Origin of the sequence: Rhizomicrobium sp., from assembly GCA_037200045.1 — a bacterium.
In the GTDB taxonomy this organism is placed as follows: domain Bacteria; phylum Pseudomonadota; class Alphaproteobacteria; order Micropepsales; family Micropepsaceae; genus Rhizomicrobium.
The window spans coordinates 2,930,353-2,947,196 of record JBBCHM010000001.1; the positions used below are offsets into that span (position 1 = coordinate 2,930,353).

At 66.9% G+C, this 16,844-nt stretch carries 17 protein-coding genes and 1 tRNA gene; 10 read left to right on the forward strand and 8 right to left on the reverse strand.

Annotated features, from left to right (window positions below; genetic code table 11):
• Positions 1-177 precede the first annotated feature (177 nt).
• On the forward strand, positions 178-816 hold the full coding sequence (locus tag WDM86_14420; GenBank protein MEI9991227.1) for a hypothetical protein: 639 nt from the start codon (positions 178-180) through the stop codon (positions 814-816).
• A gap of 4 nt (positions 817-820) precedes the next feature.
• On the opposite strand, the gene WDM86_14425 is transcribed toward WDM86_14420, so the two are convergent.
• The gene (locus tag WDM86_14425; protein MEI9991228.1) at positions 821-2,365 is read right to left on the reverse strand and encodes an ABC transporter permease/substrate-binding protein; all 1,545 of its coding nucleotides are present in this window, start codon (positions 2,363-2,365) and stop codon (positions 821-823) included.
• Complete coding sequence (locus WDM86_14430; GenBank protein ID MEI9991229.1) at positions 2,362-3,132, reverse strand: ATP-binding cassette domain-containing protein; 771 nt, start codon at positions 3,130-3,132, stop codon at positions 2,362-2,364. Before WDM86_14430 ends, WDM86_14425 begins: the two co-directional genes overlap by 4 nt.
• 393 nt (positions 3,133-3,525) lie before the next feature.
• Between WDM86_14430 and WDM86_14435 the strand changes: the two genes are divergently transcribed.
• The 8 genes from WDM86_14435 to WDM86_14470 all read left to right on the forward strand — a co-directional run bounded on the left by WDM86_14435 (position 3,526) and on the right by WDM86_14470 (position 11,643).
• Entirely contained in the window at positions 3,526-5,094 is a 1,569-nt protein-coding gene (locus WDM86_14435; protein MEI9991230.1) for a 2-isopropylmalate synthase, read from the forward strand.
• A gap of 97 nt (positions 5,095-5,191) precedes the next feature.
• Positions 5,192-6,232, forward strand: a complete 1,041-nt coding sequence (locus WDM86_14440; GenBank protein ID MEI9991231.1) for a rod shape-determining protein — start codon at positions 5,192-5,194, stop codon at positions 6,230-6,232.
• A gap of 215 nt (positions 6,233-6,447) precedes the next feature.
• Positions 6,448-7,482, forward strand: a complete 1,035-nt coding sequence (mreC, locus tag WDM86_14445; protein MEI9991232.1) for a rod shape-determining protein MreC — start codon at positions 6,448-6,450, stop codon at positions 7,480-7,482.
• Between the two features lie 4 nt (positions 7,483-7,486).
• Entirely contained in the window at positions 7,487-8,014 is a 528-nt protein-coding gene (locus tag WDM86_14450) for a hypothetical protein (protein MEI9991233.1), read from the forward strand.
• Positions 8,014-9,906, forward strand: coding sequence for a penicillin-binding protein 2 (mrdA, locus tag WDM86_14455; protein ID MEI9991234.1), 1,893 nt, complete (start codon positions 8,014-8,016; stop codon positions 9,904-9,906). Before WDM86_14450 ends, mrdA begins: the two co-directional genes overlap by 1 nt.
• The gene (rodA, locus tag WDM86_14460; protein ID MEI9991235.1) at positions 9,903-11,057 is read left to right on the forward strand and encodes a rod shape-determining protein RodA; all 1,155 of its coding nucleotides are present in this window, start codon (positions 9,903-9,905) and stop codon (positions 11,055-11,057) included. The genes mrdA and rodA overlap by 4 nt, the downstream gene beginning before the upstream one ends.
• 92 nt (positions 11,058-11,149) lie before the next feature.
• Positions 11,150-11,464, forward strand: coding sequence for a glycine zipper 2TM domain-containing protein (locus WDM86_14465; GenBank protein MEI9991236.1), 315 nt, complete (start codon positions 11,150-11,152; stop codon positions 11,462-11,464).
• Positions 11,465-11,567: 103 nt separating this feature from the next.
• Positions 11,568-11,643: transfer RNA gene (locus WDM86_14470), tRNA-Lys, on the forward strand.
• Between the two features lie 30 nt (positions 11,644-11,673).
• Here WDM86_14470 and WDM86_14475 read toward each other — a convergent pair.
• Positions 11,674-11,901, reverse strand: coding sequence for a hypothetical protein (locus WDM86_14475; protein MEI9991237.1), 228 nt, complete (start codon positions 11,899-11,901; stop codon positions 11,674-11,676).
• Between the two features lie 399 nt (positions 11,902-12,300).
• On the opposite strand from WDM86_14475, the gene WDM86_14480 reads away from it, so the two are divergent.
• Positions 12,301-12,441: a hypothetical protein gene (locus tag WDM86_14480; GenBank protein ID MEI9991238.1), complete on the forward strand. Its 141-nt coding sequence runs from the start codon at positions 12,301-12,303 to the stop codon at positions 12,439-12,441.
• A 64-nt stretch (positions 12,442-12,505) separates the two neighbouring features.
• Here WDM86_14480 and WDM86_14485 read toward each other — a convergent pair whose 3' ends face one another.
• The 5 genes from WDM86_14485 to hppD are packed head-to-tail and all read right to left on the reverse strand — an operon-like array spanning position 12,506 to position 16,792.
• Entirely contained in the window at positions 12,506-12,976 is a 471-nt protein-coding gene (locus tag WDM86_14485; GenBank protein MEI9991239.1) for a MarR family winged helix-turn-helix transcriptional regulator, read from the reverse strand.
• Positions 12,966-13,634 carry a maleylacetoacetate isomerase gene (maiA, locus tag WDM86_14490; GenBank protein MEI9991240.1) on the reverse strand — a complete coding sequence of 223 codons (669 nt, stop codon included), beginning with the start codon at positions 13,632-13,634 and terminating at the stop codon, positions 12,966-12,968. The genes WDM86_14485 and maiA overlap by 11 nt, the downstream gene beginning before the upstream one ends.
• A complete protein-coding gene (locus WDM86_14495; GenBank protein ID MEI9991241.1) occupies positions 13,612-14,595 on the reverse strand; it encodes a fumarylacetoacetate hydrolase family protein in 984 nt (327 codons plus the stop codon). The genes maiA and WDM86_14495 overlap by 23 nt, the downstream gene beginning before the upstream one ends.
• On the reverse strand, positions 14,592-15,722 hold the full coding sequence (locus WDM86_14500) for a homogentisate 1,2-dioxygenase (protein MEI9991242.1): 1,131 nt from the start codon (positions 15,720-15,722) through the stop codon (positions 14,592-14,594). The genes WDM86_14495 and WDM86_14500 overlap by 4 nt, the downstream gene beginning before the upstream one ends.
• Positions 15,719-16,792: a 4-hydroxyphenylpyruvate dioxygenase gene (gene hppD / locus WDM86_14505; GenBank protein ID MEI9991243.1), complete on the reverse strand. Its 1,074-nt coding sequence runs from the start codon at positions 16,790-16,792 to the stop codon at positions 15,719-15,721. The genes WDM86_14500 and hppD overlap by 4 nt, the downstream gene beginning before the upstream one ends.
• Positions 16,793-16,844: the final 52 nt, after the last annotated feature.

Sequence of the window (16,844 nt, forward strand, 5' to 3'; positions counted from 1 at the left end):
GCGCGGCGGCACACAACCACTTTGCCCGCGCGCGGGAAAGCGGAAAGTGGCGCGGTCCGCGGAGCGAATGACGCAGTAGCGGCCGCGAGGTTCATTCGGGGGAGCAGTCCGCGCCGGCGCGATTGCGGACCGCCCGATCCAAGACTAAACTTTTCGCAATCTCTTGGGGGGATTGCCATGAAATCGATTTTTGCAGCCGCCGCGATGTTCGCGGCGTGTTTGACGTTTGGCGGCGCGGCACAGGCCGATCCGCTGCCTTATGGACCGGATACGTGCGCCTCCGGCTATGTCTGGCGCGACGCGGCGCCGAACGACCATGTCTGCGTCTCGCCGGCCGCCCGCGCGCAGGCGGCGGCGGAGAATGCGGCGGGGCCGAGCCATCTCAGCCCAACCGGCGGCGCCTCCGGGCCCAACACCTGCCTGCCGGGCTATGTCTGGCGCGAGGCGTTCGGCGGCGATGTGGTTTGCGTGACGCCGGCCGAGCGTACCGAGGCCAAGGTGCAGAACGCGGCCGGGCCGAGCCATCGCGTGCTCGCCTATGGTCCCGACACCTGCAAGTCCGGCTTCGTGTGGCGCGACGCGGCGCCCAACGACCATGTCTGCGTGCCGCCGCCGGAGCGCGGCAAGGCGGCATCCGAGAACGCGCTGGCGGATTCGCGCCGCGCGCCGGGCGGGGCCTATGGACCCAATACCTGCGTATCCGGTTTCGTCTGGCGCGAGGCGTTCGGCGGCGATGTCGTCTGCGTCACGCCCGCGCGGCGCCGCCAGGCGAAAGAAGAAAACGATCTCGGCCCGAGCCGTCGGGTGGTGCCGTAGGGCGTCAGCGCCGCAGCCGGCCTTCCAGCCAGCGGGCCGCCTGCTGCGGCGATTGCTTGTCGTCTGGGCGGTCGACCATCAGATTGGCGCGCTGCATGGTCGCCAGATCGATGGAGCCGATCAGCGGTCTCAGCGCGTCAATCATCCGCGTGTCCTCGGCATGCGCCGGCGAGACCAACAGGATCGCGTCATAGGGCGGCAGCGCACCCTTGGGGTCCGCGAGCACCTTCAGGTCGTATTGCGCGATGCGGCCGTCGCTGGAGAAGGCGGAGATCACGTCGACATCGCCGCTCACCAGCGCGTGGTACATCAGGTTCGCCTGGTATTGCCGCTGGACGGCGAATTTCAGGCCATAGGCCTTCACCACGGCGCGCCATTCGGGCCGCGAGAAGATCTCGAAATCGCCGCCGATCTTCATCCGCGGCGCATAGGCCGCGAGGTCGGCCAGCGAGTTGATATGCAGCGCATCGGCCTTGGCGCGCGGCAGGACGAAGGCATAGGCGTTCTCGAAACCCAGCCCGCCCATCATGCGGATGCCATAGGTCTTCTTCATCCAGTCGGTCATCTGCGCCAGCACCGCCGCGCGACCCGGCGCGTCGTCGCGGTGCATCTCGCTCGCCCAGATCGTGCCGGAATAGTCGACATAGACGTCGAGGTCGCCCGCCGCCAGGGCGCGGAAGATCACCGTCGAGCCCAGCCCGTCGCGCCGCGTCGTGGCGATGCCGGCGGCGGAGAGCCGGTCGGCGATGACGTTGCCCAGGATGTATTGCTCGTCGAAGCTCTTGGCGCCGATGACGACGGTGCCGGCGCTCGAGGCGAACATCGGATAGAGGCTGGCGCCAATCACGATGGCGATGCCGACAAGGGCCGCAGTGACCCGGCCGCGCGAGCGCAATGCCAGCCCGTCCTCCGCCAGCGCCAGCAGCCGATCGATCACGATGGCGAGAAGCGCCGCCGAGACCACGCCGAACAGCACGAACACCCAGTTCTCGGTCTGCAGCCCGGTGAAGATGTAATTGCCCAGGCTGGTCTGGCCGATGGGCGTGGCGAGCGTCGCGGTGCCGATCACCCAGACGGCGGCGGTGCGGATGCCGGCCATGATGACCGGCGCCGCCAGCGGCAGCTCGACCAGGAACAGCGACTGGCCGGGCGTCATGCCGACGCCGCGCGCCGCCATCTTCACGGCCGGATCGATGCCGGCCAGCGCGGTGATCGTGTTGCGCAGCACCGGCAGCATCGAATAGAGCGCCAGCGCGAGCAGGGCCGGCAGGAAGCCCAGCGCGCGGAAGCCGAAACCGAAGGTCTCCAGCGTGAAACGCGACAGGATCAGCAGCAGCGGATAGAACAGCGCCAACAGGGCGAGGCCGGGGATCGTCTGGACGATGCTCGCCAGCCCCAGCACCGAGCCGCGCAGCACGCGCGACCGCGTCGCCAGGATCGCGAGCGGCAGGCTGACGACAAGGCCGAGCGCCAGCGCGCTGACGCTGAGCAGCACATGCCAGCTCAAAAAATCGGGAAGGTTGCCCCAGGCCTCGTCGAAACTGTTCACGGCCCGACCGCCAATACCTGCGCCAGCTTGCGCGCCCGCTTCTTCGGCGTGTCGACCAGCGCCTTGACGAAATCGTCGGCGGGCCGGGCGATGAGTTCGTTCGGCGTGCCGATCTGCACCAGCGCGCCCTCGCGCATCACCGCGATGCGGTCGCCCAGCATCATCGCCTCGGTCATGTCGTGGGTCACGAAGATCGTGGTCAGGCCGAGCGCCGTGTGGATCTGGCGATAATCGTCGGCGAGATCGTCGCGGATGAGCGGATCGAGCGCGCCGAACGGCTCGTCCATCAGCATGATCTTCGGCCGGGCCGCGAGCGCGCGGGCGAGCGCGACGCGCTGCTGCTGGCCGCCGGAAAGCTCGCGCGGGAAGCGCCCGCGATATTCGTCGGGCGGAAGGCGCATGAGCTGCAGCAGCTCGTCGACGCGCGCGGCGATCTCCTCGCGCGGCCAGCCCAGCAGCTTGGGCGTCACCGCGATGTTCTCCGCCACCGTCAGGTGGGGAAAGAGCCCGGCGCCCTGGAAGACGTACCCCATGCGGCGGCGCAGGCTCACCGCGTCGAGCGCGAGGATGTCCTCGCCGTCGACCAGGATGCGCCCGCCGGAGGGCTCGATCAGCCGGTTGATCATGTTGAGCGTGGTGGTCTTGCCCGAGCCGGATTGGCCGATCAGGACAAGAAATTCCCCGCTCGCCACGGCAAAGCTGAGGGCGCGGACCGACGGCGCCGCACTGGACTCGTAAGCTTTTGAAATTTCTTGCAATTCTATCAAAACGCGATCCCTCCTGCGCGCGCAACGAGGCTTGCATGCGCGGCAACATTCAGCGTAAAACGGCTCGTCCGGTGTCGAAAATAGAGCTTTTACCAGCGCTTAACCACGATTCGGGCAAGTTATCGAACCGTAAACACGGCGGGCGGAACGGCGAACAGGCTATGACAAAGGTGGCGCACAACGACGCGATGGGCGGAACTTCCGCCGGCGTCCGTGCGTGCACCCTGCGCAGGCCCCGTCCTTCCCTCGGTTCGTCGCAGGCGCTTCTGCTTCTCCTTAGCTGCCCCTAGGCGCTGACGGCGCGCGGTCATCGCGTGACGCACGACTGGGGGACGAAAAGCGAAAGGAGACATCAGAAGCCGCTGTTGCGGCGAACGGAAGGACTATACTGCCATGCGTACCCAATCCCAGACGGCCGAGCCTGCGAAGATCAACATCTTCGACACCACGCTGCGCGACGGCGAGCAATCGCCCGGCGCCGCCATGACCCTGGAAGAGAAAATCCAGATCGCCGAGTTCCTCGACGAGATGGGCGTCGACATCATCGAGGCGGGATTCCCGATCTCCTCGCCCGGCGACTTCGAGGCGGTCAAGGAAATCACCAAGATCGTCAAGAACGCCAGCGTCTGCGGCCTGGCGCGCGCCGGCATCAAGGACATCGACGCGGCGGGCGAGGCGCTGAAAGGCGCCAAACGGCCGCGCATCCACACCTTCATCTCCACCAGCCCCGTCCACATGAAGCACAAGCTCCAGATGGGCGAGAATGCGGTCCTGGAGGCGATCGGCGCCTCGGTCACCCGCGCGCGCAACTTCACCGACGACGTGCAGTGGTCGGCGGAGGACGCGACGCGCACCGTTCCCGACTTCCTGTGTAAAACCGTCGAAGTCGCGATTCATTCCGGTGCCACGGTCATAAATGTGCCCGATACTGTGGGATACTCGACCCCCCAGGAATATTTCGAGATCATCAAGATGCTGCGCGACCGCGTGCCGAACGCGGACAAGGTGGTCTTCTCCACCCACTGCCACAACGATCTCGGCCTGGCGGTGGCCAACTCGCTGGCCGGCGTGCTGGCGGGGGCGCGGCAGGTCGAATGCACCATCAACGGCATCGGCGAGCGGGCCGGCAACGCCGCGCTGGAAGAAATCGTGATGGCGCTCAAGGTTCGTAAGGACCTGATGCCCTATGAGACGCGGGTGAAGACCCCGATGCTGGCCCGGGCCTCCAAGCTCGTCTCCAACGTCACGGGTTTCCCGGTCCAGTACAACAAGGCGATCGTCGGCAAGAACGCCTTCAGCCACGAATCGGGCATCCACCAGGACGGCATGCTGAAGAACGTGGAAACCTACGAGATCATGCGGCCCGAGGATGTCGGGGTGAAGGAGACCTCGCTCGTCCTGGGCAAGCTGTCGGGCCGGCACGCCTTCCGCGACAAGCTGGAGGCCATGGGCTACCAGCTCGAGGCCGACGCCTTCGCCGAGGCCTTCAAGCGCTTCAAGGAACTGGCCGACAAGAAGAAACACGTCTTCGACGAGGACATCGTCGCCCTGGTGGACGACGAGATCGTGCGCGGCCATGACAGCGTCGCGGTCAGGGCCCTTCGCGTCGAGACCGGTCTTGGTGTTTCCCCTGCCTGTACGCTGACCTTGGTCATCGAGGGCGAGGAGAAGACGGCGCGCACCGGCGGCGACGGCGCCGTCGACGCCATCTTCAAGGCCATTCATGAGCTTTATCCGCACACGGCCACCCTGCAGCTCTTCCAGATCAACGCGGTCACGGAAGGCACGGATGCGCAGGCCACGGTCAGCGTGCGGCTCGAGGAAAACGGGCGCACCGTCACGGGAAAGGGCTCGGACACCGACACGCTGGTGGCCGCCGCCTATGCCTATGTCAATGCGCTCAACAAGCTGTTGGTGAAACGCAAAAAGCAGGCGCCAGAGGCCTTGACCGTCGCGCGATGAGACAATAGCCCCGGCGCCGATACCGCCGGGGCGGTCCTTCTCGGGAACAGAGGTTGCAAGGAGGGTCTGCCCATAACAGGAATGGGACAGGTTAAGTATGTTCGGCAGTCTTCTCGGCGCCCTTTCGAGCGATATGGCCATCGATCTCGGGACTGCGAATACGCTGGTATACGTGAAGGGACGCGGGATCGTCCTCAACGAGCCCTCGGTCGTGGCCACGATCAATCGCGGCGGCAAGAAGCAGGTCCGCGCCGTCGGTAACGACGCCAAGATGATGCTGGGCCGAACCCCCGGCAATATCGAGGCGATCCGCCCGATGCGCGACGGCGTCATCGCCGATTTCGAGATCGCCGAGGAGATGATCAAGCACTTCATCCGCAAGGTGCATAACCGCCGCTCCTTCGCCAATCCGATGATCATCGTCTGCGTGCCCTCCGGCTCGACGGCGGTCGAGCGGCGCGCCATCCAGGAATCGGCGCTCTCCGCCGGCGCCCGCCGCGTCTACCTGATCGAGGAGCCCATGGCGGCGGCGATCGGCGCCGGCCTTCCGGTCAGCGAGCCGACCGGCTCGATGGTCGTGGACATCGGCGGCGGCACCACGGAAGTGGCCGTGCTTTCCCTCGGCGGCATTGTCTATTCGCGCTCGGTGCGCGTCGGCGGCGACAAGATGGACGAGGCGATCATCGCCTTCATCCGCCGCCACCAGAACCTGCTGATCGGCGAGGCTAGCTCGGAACGCATCAAGAAGGAGATCGGGTCGGCGGCGCCGCCCTCGGACGGCAACGGCGTCACCATGGACATCAAGGGCCGCGACCTTCTGAACGGCGTGCCCAAGGAGATCACGATCACCCAGCGCCACATCGCCGAGGCCCTGGCCGAGCCGGTCGGCGCCATCGTCGAGGCGGTCAAGGTGGCCCTGGAGGCGACGCCGCCGGAACTGGCGGCCGACATCGTCGACAAGGGCATCGTCCTGACGGGCGGCGGCTCGCTGCTCGCCAATCTCGACCAGGTGCTGCGCGAGGAAACCGGCCTGCCGGTCTCGATCGCCGACGATCCGCTCTCCTGCGTCGCGCTGGGCACCGGCCGGGTCCTGGAGAACACCAAGGGCATGCGGCACGTTCTTTCGACGGCATTCTAAGGGGCGCTTTCGAGATGGCTTTGGCGAACGAAACTCTCCTGACCCGTCATCGCCCGCTTCGTCCGGGCGAGCCGATTTTCTTCCGGTGCGAAAAGAAAATGGGTTGCCCCGACGAGCCGGGCAGTGACTTTATTAAGATTGGAGAGAAGAGAGTTCGGGAGAGAATCTCGCGCTAATCGAGGTCGGCCGCAGGGAGGCCGTGTCGGGTCTGGGTCATGGCGAACGGCGGGTGGAAGATTGCGCGAAGCCGCAGCGGGGCACAGCTCCCCCTGGCGCTGCTTGCCGCGCTCGCCATCGCCCTCATCCTGATCGGCAAGGCGCAGTCCAACCTGTTCGACCGGGCGCGCGCCAACGTCACCGACTGGGCGGCGCCGGCGATCCAGGTCGTGCAGACGCCGCTGGGCGGGATCGACCGCTGGATCGGCTCCATCGGCGAAATCTTCGCGGTCTACAAGGAAAACCTGAAGCTCAAGGAAGAGAACGCCCGGCTGCGCCAGTGGCAGAACGCGGCGGTGGTGCTCGACACCCGCGTCAAGCGCTACCAGCTCCTGCTCCACGCGGTGCCCGATCCGAGCCTGTCCTCGGTGATGGCGCGGGTCATCGGCCGCTCCAACCGGCCGTTCCTGCAGACCATGATCCTGGACGCCGGCAAGGCCCAGGGCGTCAAGCCGGGACAGGGCGTGATCGACGCGCGCGGCATGATCGGGCGCATCTTCCTGGCCGGCGACCACACCGCCTGGGTGATCCTGCTCACCGACCTGAACAGCCGCATTCCGGTGGTGATCGAGCCCGGCAACATCCAGGCGATCATGGCCGGCGACAATTCCAGCGCGCCGCAGATCGACCTCCTGTCGCAGAACGTGGTCCTGCGCCCCGGCATGCAGGTCGTCAGCTCCGGCGATGGCGGCCTTCTGCCGCCCGGCCTCGCCATCGGCTCGGTGATCGCCGATCCGTCCGGCGGCTCGCGCGTCGTGCTGCTGGCCGACCCGGCGTCGAGCGAGGACGTGAACATCGTCGATTTCAAGCAGAAGGCCGAATTGCCGCCTTCGGTGTCGCCGTCCGACCTGCCGGCCACCGCCGCCGGCCTGCCGCCGGCCGCGCCGCCGCCGCCGCTGCCCATCCCGGGCACAGCGCCCGGAACGGCGCCCGCCCCCGCCGTGACGCAAGCCGCCCCGCCTTCCGCCGCCAAACCTTCCGTTCCCAAACCCGATACCGTGCCGGCGCCCGCGGCCGACAGCGGGAACGAGTGATCCCATGGAGCGCATGGGCAGCCTGATGAGCGGACGGATATTCTCCTCGACGATCCCCGTGCTGCTCGGCGTCCTGGGCGCGCTGATCGCGAATTTTCCGGTCTCGTTCCTCGGCAACCTGGTGCCGCCGCCGCTGCTCTCCTTCATGCCGCTCTATTTCTGGGCGATCGTGCGGCCCGACCTGATGACGCCCTTCTGGGCCTTCATGCTCGGGCTGCTGGAGGATTTCCTGTCGGGTGGACCGCCCGGCGTTTGGGCGGCGTCCTACCTGGCGGCCTATGCCTTCGTCGACAGCCAGCGCGACATGCTGGCCGGCCTCTCCGGCGTCGGCGCCCTGGTCGGCTTCGGGGTAGCGGCGCTGACGGCCTGCGCCAGCGCCTATGTGATCGTCGATATCTATTATTGGCGGCTCCAGCCGCTGGCGCCGTCGATGGCGGAGCTCGCGATCACCGTCATCGAATACATCGCCGCCGTCTTCGCGCTCGGCGCGATCCATCGCCGCGTCGTCGGGCCGCTCCGGAGCGATTTCTGATGCCGCTGTTCGACCGCAAGGACAAGAGCCGCTACGCCAGCTTCACCCGCCGTTCGCTGGGCATGAGCGCCGGCATGGCGGCGGTGTTCGCGGTGCTGGGCGGGCGGCTCTACCAATTGCAGATCCGCAACGGCAACGAGTACATGACGGAGGCCGAGGAGAACCGCGTCAACCAGCGCCTGCTGGCACCGCCGCGCGGCCGCATCCTCGACCGCTTCGGCGTCGAGCTGGCGAACAACCGTCGCAACTACCGCGTCCTTCTGGTCTCCGAACAGGCGACCGAGGGCGTCGAGGCGGCGCTCGACACCATCGGCAAGGTCATCCAGCTCCCCGATGCGCAGAAGAAGCGCGTGCTGCACGACATCGCGATGAACAAGAAATTCGTCCCGGTGCCGGTGGCCGAGAACCTGTCCTGGGAGGAATTCGCCCGCATCAACATGCATCTGCCCTATCTCGCCGGCGTGCAGCCGGATGTCGGGCAGACCCGCGACTATCCCTTCGGGGCCGAGCTGTCGCATGTGCTGGGCTATGTCGCCTCGGTCAGCCCCGACGACAAGAAGGATGCCGACGATCCGCTGCTGTCCCTGCCGGGCTTTCGCATCGGCAAGCGCGGCATCGAGAAGGCCTATGATTCCGAAGTCCGCGGCACCGCTGGCGCCAGCCGGGTGGAGGTCAACGCCTATGGCCGCGTGATCCGCGAGCTCAGCCGCGATCCCGGCGCGCCGGGCCAGGACGTGTGGCTTACCATCGACAAGGAGCTGCAGACCTTCACCACGCAGCGCCTGGGGGCGGAGAGCGCCGCCTGCGTCGTGCTCGATTGCCAGACCGGCGACGTGCTGGCGCTGGCCTCGACCCCCGGCTACGACCCCAACCTGTTCAATGTCGGCATCTCGCCCGACCAGTGGAAGGCGCTGACCACCGACGACCACAAGCCGCTGATGAACAAGGCGCTCAGCGGCGCCTATCCGCCGGGCTCGACCTTCAAGCCGGCGATGGCGCTGGCGGCGGTGCAGAACGGGCTGAAGGACCTGCACGTCAACTGCACCGGCGCCATCACGCTGGGCAATCACCAGTTCCATTGCTGGAAGCGCGGCGGCCATGGCGGCGTCGACCTGAAGCGCGGCATCGCGCAGTCCTGCGACGTGTTCTTCTACGAGGTCGCCCGCCGCCTCGGCATCGACAAGATGGAGGCCGCCGCCCGCGCCATGGGAATGGGCGCCGCCACCGGCATCGAGATCCCGGGCGAGAATTCCGGCTTCATCCCGGGCGCCGCCTGGAAGGAAGCGCGTTTCGGCATCCCCTGGCAGATGGGCGAGACGCTGAACACCGGCATCGGCCAGGGCTACGTGCTGGCGACGCCGCTGCAGCTCGCCACGCTCGCCGCGCGCATCGCCAGCGGACGGGCGGTCACGCCGCGCATCGCGCACACCGTCGGCACCCTCTCGCAGCCGCGCCCGCTGGCCGATCCGCTGCCGTTCTCCGACGAGGCGTTCGGCGCCGTGCGCGACGGCATGAACGCGGTGTGCAACGAGGGCGGCACCGCCAGCCGCTGGCGCATCGCCGAGCCCGGCATGGAGATGGCCGGCAAGACCGGCACCGCGCAGGTGCGCGTCATCACCAAGCAGGAGCGCTCCACCGGCGTGCTCAAGGACACCGCGCTGCCCTGGAAGATGCGCGATCACGGCCTGTTCGTCGCCTTCGCGCCGGTGGCGGCGCCGCGCTATGCGCTGGCCTGCATCGTGGAGCACGGCGCGCTCGGCCATCCCCAGGTGCAGATCGCGCACGACGTGCTGCTGTTCGCGCAGAAGCGCAATCCGCTCGGCATGCGCACCGCCTATCCGACCAATGCCGCGCTGGCCGCGCCGCCGGCGCCGCTGCGGGGCCGCGGATGACCACCCGCCCCTATGCCGCGATGCGGCGCACGCTCAGCGTCGTGGACAAGCTCTACGAGGTGAACTGGGGCATGGTGCTCCTGATCACCATCGTCGCCTGCGTCGGCTTCGCGATGCTCTATTCGGTGGCGGGCGGCAATCTTTCGCCCTGGGCGACGCCGCAGATCCTGCGCTTCGTCGCCGGCTTCGCGATCCTGGTCGCGGTGTCGGTGGTCGACATCCGCACCTGGCTGAGCCTCGCTTATCCCTTCTATGGCGCCTCGCTCGTGCTCCTGATCGGGGTGGTGATCGCCGGCCATGTCGGCAAGGGCGCCGAGCGCTGGATCACGCTGGGGCCGCTGGGGCTGCAACCCTCCGAGCTGATGAAAATCGCCCTGGTGCTCGCGCTCGCGCGCTTTCTCCATGGCAAGAGCGTCGAGGACATCTCCAAGCCCGCCAATCTCGGCCTGGCGCTGGCGATGATCGGCATTCCGGCGGTGTTCGTAGTCTTGCAGCCCAATCTCGGAACCACGCTGATCATTCTGATGGATGGCGCGTCGCTGCTGTTCCTGGCCGGGCTGTCCTGGTGGTGGATCGCGCCGGCGATCACCGCGGTCGCGGTGGCGGTGCCGACGGCCTGGCAATTCGTGCTGCACGACTACCAGAAGCGCCGCGTTCTGACCTTCCTGGACCCGGAATCCGACGCGCTGGGCGCGGGCTGGAACATCACCCAGGCCAAGATCGCGATCGGCTCGGGCGGCGCCACCGGCAAGGGCTTCCTCGGCGGCACGCAGAGCAAGCTGAACTTCCTGCCCGAGAAGCACACCGATTTCATCTTCACGAATTTCGCCGAGGAGTTCGGCTTCGTCGGCTCGATCGCGCTTTTGATCCTGTTCGCGGTGATCATCGGCTATGGCGTGCAGATCGCGGCCAGCGCGCGCAGCCAGTTCGGCCGCCTCCTCGCCATGGGCCTGACGCTCAACTTCTTCTTCTACATCATGATCAACGCCTCGATGGTCATGGGCCTGATCCCGGTGGTCGGCATTCCGATGCCGCTGATCTCCTATGGCGGCTCGGCGATGTTCTCGGTGATGTTCGGCTTCGGCCTCCTGATGAGCGTGCACGTCCACCGCCAGGTCGAGATCCCGCGCCATTCCGGCGGCATCATCTGAGCGTCCGCGGAACCAATCGGAACCATCCTTTCTTCCTCCCGTTTTCTCCGCGTGCCGCGGGCGCGGCCGAGGGAATTCGTAGGGAGACGACGATGCTCAAGCGCACCACTCGCATACTCGCCGCGGCGGCGCTCGCGCTGGGCGCGGGAACCACCGGCGCGTTCGCCGACGCCTGCAGCGGTCATCACCACACCACCGGCACGGTGCTCGGCGCGGTCGGCGGCGGCGCGATCGGCAGCGCGGTCAGCCATGGCAGTATCGTCGGCGTGCTCGGCGGCGCGGTGCTCGGCGGCCTTGCCGGCAACGCGGTGTCGCGCGGCGTCGATTGCGATCACCGCTATCACCGGGCGCGCTACGAACGCAGCCGCTACTACTACCGCCACGGGCACCGCTACACGCGCTGGTGAAAACAACCGCCGAATCGCCGCGCTTTTTCCGCAAGTGTCGCGGCCCGGGGCTGCTGCTGGACAGGCCAAAACCGCTCTGCTATAGCCCCGCCCCTTCCTGGATGGGCCGGTAGCTCAGTTGGTAGAGCGTTCGACTCTTAATCGAATGGTCGTGGGTTCGATCCCCTCCCGGCCTACCATCCAAATCTCGCTATAGGCGCGGCAGGCGGTCAGTGATGGCCGCCATAGCCGCCATGCATGCCGTGGCCGCCGCCATGGAACGAGCCGCCGAAACGCGTCGAGATCGACACCGAGGCCCGCGCCGCCGCGCTGGCGCTCGCGGAGCCGCCGGCGAAAGCGCCCGCGCCGCCATAGGCGATGACATATCCGCCGCCATACGCGGTACCGGCATCGCCGAACCGGTCGCCGACGCCGCCGTCGAAATCGGAAGTGTTCAATTTTCCGTTCAGTACGAGCGGGCGATCGCAGTCGCAGCGCTCATGCGCGGATGCGGTACCGGCGAGTGCGACGATTGCCACGACAACGAAGCGCATTCTGCGCATGGGTTCACCTTCTGTGATCCGTCTCTTCCCACTTTATTCCGGCGGCGGACAAAGCGCCAACGCCGCGCCGTTAACCGTTTCCGCGCAATGCGAGCGCGGCTTTGGTGCAACAGTTGTGCCCCCTGCGTCAGCGGGCGACGGAACCGCGGAGATTTCTCGAGCGTTTGCGGTCGTCAGGAGGGTGCAAAGAACGGAAGCAAACCCATGTCGGCAATAGGAATGGCTCACGGGCCAAAATTCGCATCGCAAAAGCACATTATCAGCGCGCACGCGGACTATCGAAGGACGGATTTCGTGTTCGCGCGCACCCAGTCCCACGCCGTGCGCGACACGCCTTGGGGACCCCGGCTGAGGCCGATCCGGCCCTGGGCGGAAATCAGCGGCTACGCCGCGGCGATCTGCGTCGGCACGATCCTGGCGACGGCGCTGATCTGAGCGCTCACGCGAACATCCGGTCGACGCGCGTCTTCGCGTAGATCGCGATTGGCGCCGGTCCGGCTTATTTGCCGGCGCCCAGCAGATGGGCCTGGCGCGACAGCTTGTCCATCAGCGTATCGAGCATATGGCGCTCGTCGGGCTTCAAGGCGGAGAGGAAGACCTCTTCGAGATGCAATGCCAGCGGCACGACCTCGTCATAGATGGCGCGGCCCTTCGCGGTCAGCGACAGGCGCAGGATGCGGCCGTCGTCGGCGTCGGCGGCGCGCGCGACGCGGCGCGCCCGCACCAGGGCGTCGATGGCGCGGCTGACCTGGACCTTGTCCATCGCGGTGCGCTCGGCGACCTCGCGCGCGGAGAGGCCGGGCGCGCCGCCCAGCACCGCCATGGCGCGCCATTCCGGAATCGAAAGCCCGAAGCGGTCGGAATATTGCCGCGCGATCGCGTCCGACACGCGGTTCGACAGGATCGACAGCCGGTAGGGCAGGAAGCGCTCGAGATCGAGCTGCGCCTTGCGGGCCGGGCTACTCGGCATCGGGCTGGTTCTTGGGCAGCGCGGCGTCGAAGGCGGGATGCTTGAGGGCGTGCGCCTCGATCCGCGCGATGGTCGGCCAGGGATCGAGATCGAGCTTCACGCGCCGCGCATTGGCGACCTGCGGAATCAGGCAGATGTCGGCGATGGTCGGCGTATCGCCATGGCACCAGGCGCCGGTGTCGCCCGACGTCGCCAGCATGATCTCCAGCGCGTCGAAGCCGACGCGGATCCAGTGGCGCTGCCAGCGCACGATGTCGTCGTCGGAGATGTTCAACTTGTGCTTCAGGTGGCGCCCAACGCGCAGATTGTTGACCGGATGGATGTCGCAGGCGACGACATAGGCGATCTCGCGTGCGCGGGCGCGGCCGTACGGGTCCTTCGGCAGCAGCGGCGGCTCGGGCACCAATTCGTCGAGATATTCGATGATCGCAAGCGACTGGGTGATCAGATGCCCGTCATGCGCCAGGGCCGGGATCAGCGCCTGCGGATTGATCGCCTTGTATTCGGGCGTGTGCTGCTCGCCGCCATTGCGCAGCAGATGGATGAAGCGCAGCTCCGGCACGATCCCCTTGAGGTTCAGCGCGATGCGCGCGCGGAACGCGGCGGAGGAGCGGAAATAGCCGTAAAGCGCGAAGTCACCTTTTATGCTGGACGACATGCTGGTCGATCGCTCCGAAAAGGGAATGGCCGTCGGCGCCGAACATCTCGATGCGGACGCGGTCGCCGAATTTGAGGAAAGGCGTGACCGGCTTGCCGTCCGCGATGGTCTCCAGCGTGCGACGCTCCGCGATGCAACAGGAACCGACATCGCCGAACTTGTTCGACACCGTGCCCGAACCGACGATGGAGCCGGCGCCGAGCGCGCGGGTTTTCGCCGCATGGGCGATGAGGTCGGCGAAGCTGAAGGTCATGTCGACGCCGGCGTTGGGCGCGCCGAATTTTTCGCCGTTGAGCCACACATGCAGCGGCCGATGAAGCTTGGCGTCTTTCCAGGCGGCGCCCAACTCGTCCGGCGTCACCGCCACGGGCGAGAAGGCGCTGGCCGGCTTGGACTGGAAGAAGCCGAAATTCTTCGCGAGCTCGCCGGGAATGAGATTGCGCAGCGAAACGTCGTTCACCAACATCAAGAGCTTGATATGCGCCGCCGCGTCCGCCGCGCCGGTGCCATAGGGCACATCGTCGGTGACGACCGCGACCTCCGCCTCGAAATCGATGCCCCAGGCCTCGTCGGCGGCGAGGATCGGATCGGTCGGGCCGACGAAAGAATCCGAGCCGCCCTGATACATCAACGGATCGGTCCAGAAGGACGGCGGCATCTGCGCACCGCGCGCCCTGCGCACCAGCTCGACATGGGTGACATAGGCCGAGCCGTCGGCCCATTGATAGGCGCGCGGCAGCGGCGACAGGCAGTTCTTCGCATCGAACGAGTGCGCGCCATCCGCTTCGCGCTTGTTCAGCAGCGCATAGACCTCTTCGAGCTGCGGCGCGATCTCGGCCCAGCCGTCCAGCGCTGCCTGCAGCGTCGGCGCGATGCCGGGCACGGCGACGCAGGTCTTCAGGTCGCGCGATACGACGGCGAGGCGGCCGTCGCGGCCATGGCGGAGCGAGGCGAGCTTCATCTCACCGTCCAGCTTTCGGCATAGTGCGCATCTTCCGTGCGTTCTGCCGCTGGCTGCATGTCGAGCGGATCGCGCGTGTCGATCATCACCGCCACTTCGTCGGTCATCGTCCGGGCCGCCTTGGCGCCGGCCGCGAAGGCCTTGGGGTGCGGTCCGTGCGTGAAGCCGCTCGGATGCCAGGTCATCATGCCGGGATGGATGTTGTCGCGGCTGAAGAACTGGCCGGCATGATAGAAGATCACCTCGTCGAAATCGTCGTTGGAGTGGAAGAACGGCACTTTCAGCGCGCCGGGATCGCTCTCGATCGGGCGCGGCACGAAGGTGCACACGACGAAGCGGTCGGCGACGAAGGTCGAATGCACCGATGGCGGGATGTGATAGCGGTGGCTCATCACCGGGCGGATGTCGCGCCAGTTGAGCTTGACCGGCACCAGGTTGCCCTTCCAGCCGACGGCATCGAGCGGATTGAACGGATAGGTGATGGTCGAGATGGCGGCGCGGCGCTTGACCTCGACGGTCCACTCGCCGTCGCGCTGCGCCTTGAACGCCGCGTCGAGCTTGGGCGTGTCGAGCGCGGCGGGATCGAAGATGGCGTGCGGACCGAGAATCCCGCGTTCGGGGAGCTTGTAGCTGCCGTTCGTCGCCTCGATCAGCAGGGCGGCGGTGGGCGCCTGGGGCTCCAGCCGCCACATCGTACCGCGCGGCAGAAGGAGATAGTCGCCCTCGCCATAGGCGAGATGGCCGAAATCGCAGAACAGATCGCCGGCGCCCTGGTGGATGAACAGCAGCACGTCGCCATCGGCGTTGCGCTGCAGGCGCCCCATCGGCTCGGCCACGCGCCACAGCGCGATCCGGCAATGCGCGTTCGAGAGCAGCAAGGCGCCTTTGTACGGCTCGGCGGTGGCCGTCGCCGCGGCCTTCACCGCATCGAAGGCGCGGGGCCGCATCGGCCCCTCGAAGCTCGTCCAGCCGGTCGGCGGATGCTTGTGATAGATATGCGTCGCCGGCCCGAAGAAGCCGTCGCGGCCGATCTCGCGCTCATAGGTGCCGGCGGGCAGGTCGGCATGCGCCTGTTTGGAGGTCTCGCCCTCGATGCGCGGGAATTCGATCCAGTTCCGGCCGCTCATGCGGTGGTGTCCTTGAGGACGCCGCGGCGCACCTGGTCGGCCTCGATGGATTCGAACAAAGCGCGGAAATTGCCTTCGCCGAAGCCCTGGTTGCCCTTCCTCTGGATCAGCTCGAAGAAGATCGGGCCGATGGCGTTCTGGGTGAAGATCTGCAGCAGGAGGCCGACCTCGGAATTGCGCTCGCCGTCCATCAGGATGCGGTTCTTCTTGAGCCGCGCGACGTCCTCGCCATGGCCCTTGATGCGGTTGTCGAGCCGCTCGTAATAGGTCTCCGGCGTGTCCTGGAACGCCGCGCCATGGGCCTTCAGCGTCTCGACGCTGCCATAGATGTCGTCGGTGCCCAGCGCGATGTGCTGGATGCCTTCGCCGTGATAGGCGTGGAGATATTCCTCGATCTGCGATTTGTCGTCGGAGGATTCGTTGATCGGGATGCGGATCTGCCCGTCCGGGCTCGTCATCGCGCGACTTTTCAGGCCGGTCAGCTTGCCCTCGATGTCAAAATAGCGCACTTCGCGGAAGTTGAAGAACCGCTCATAGAAGCCGGCCCATTTGTCCATGTTGCCGCGGAAGACGTTGTGGGTGACGTGGTCGATCTCGGTCAGCCCGGCGCCCGCGTGCTCCCAGCCGAGCGCGGCGTCGGTCGGCACGAAATCGACGTCGTAGATCGTGCGGTCGCCATAGCGGTCGACGAGATAGATCACGCTGCCGCCGATGCCCTCGATCGCCGGAATGTTCAGCTCCATCGGCCCCACCGGATTGTGGAACGGCGTGGCGCCGAGCGCGATCAGCTTGGCGTAGGCCTTGGCGGCGTCGTGCACGCGGAACGCCATGGCGCAGGCCGACGGTCCATGCTCCAGCGCGAAACGCGCGCCGTGGCTGCCCGGCTCGGCATTGACGATGAAGTTGACATTGCCCTGGCGGAACAGGGTGACGTCCTTGGAGCGATGGCGTGCCACGGCGCGAAAGCCCATGCGCTCGAACAGCGCGTAAAGCCGGCTCACATCGGGCGCGGTATATTCGACGAACTCGAAACCGTCGGTTCCCATCGGGTTGTCCCACAGCGCGGGCATGGCCGTCTCCACGATTCGAAGGATGCGGGCGGGAATATAGTTTCAAATGAAA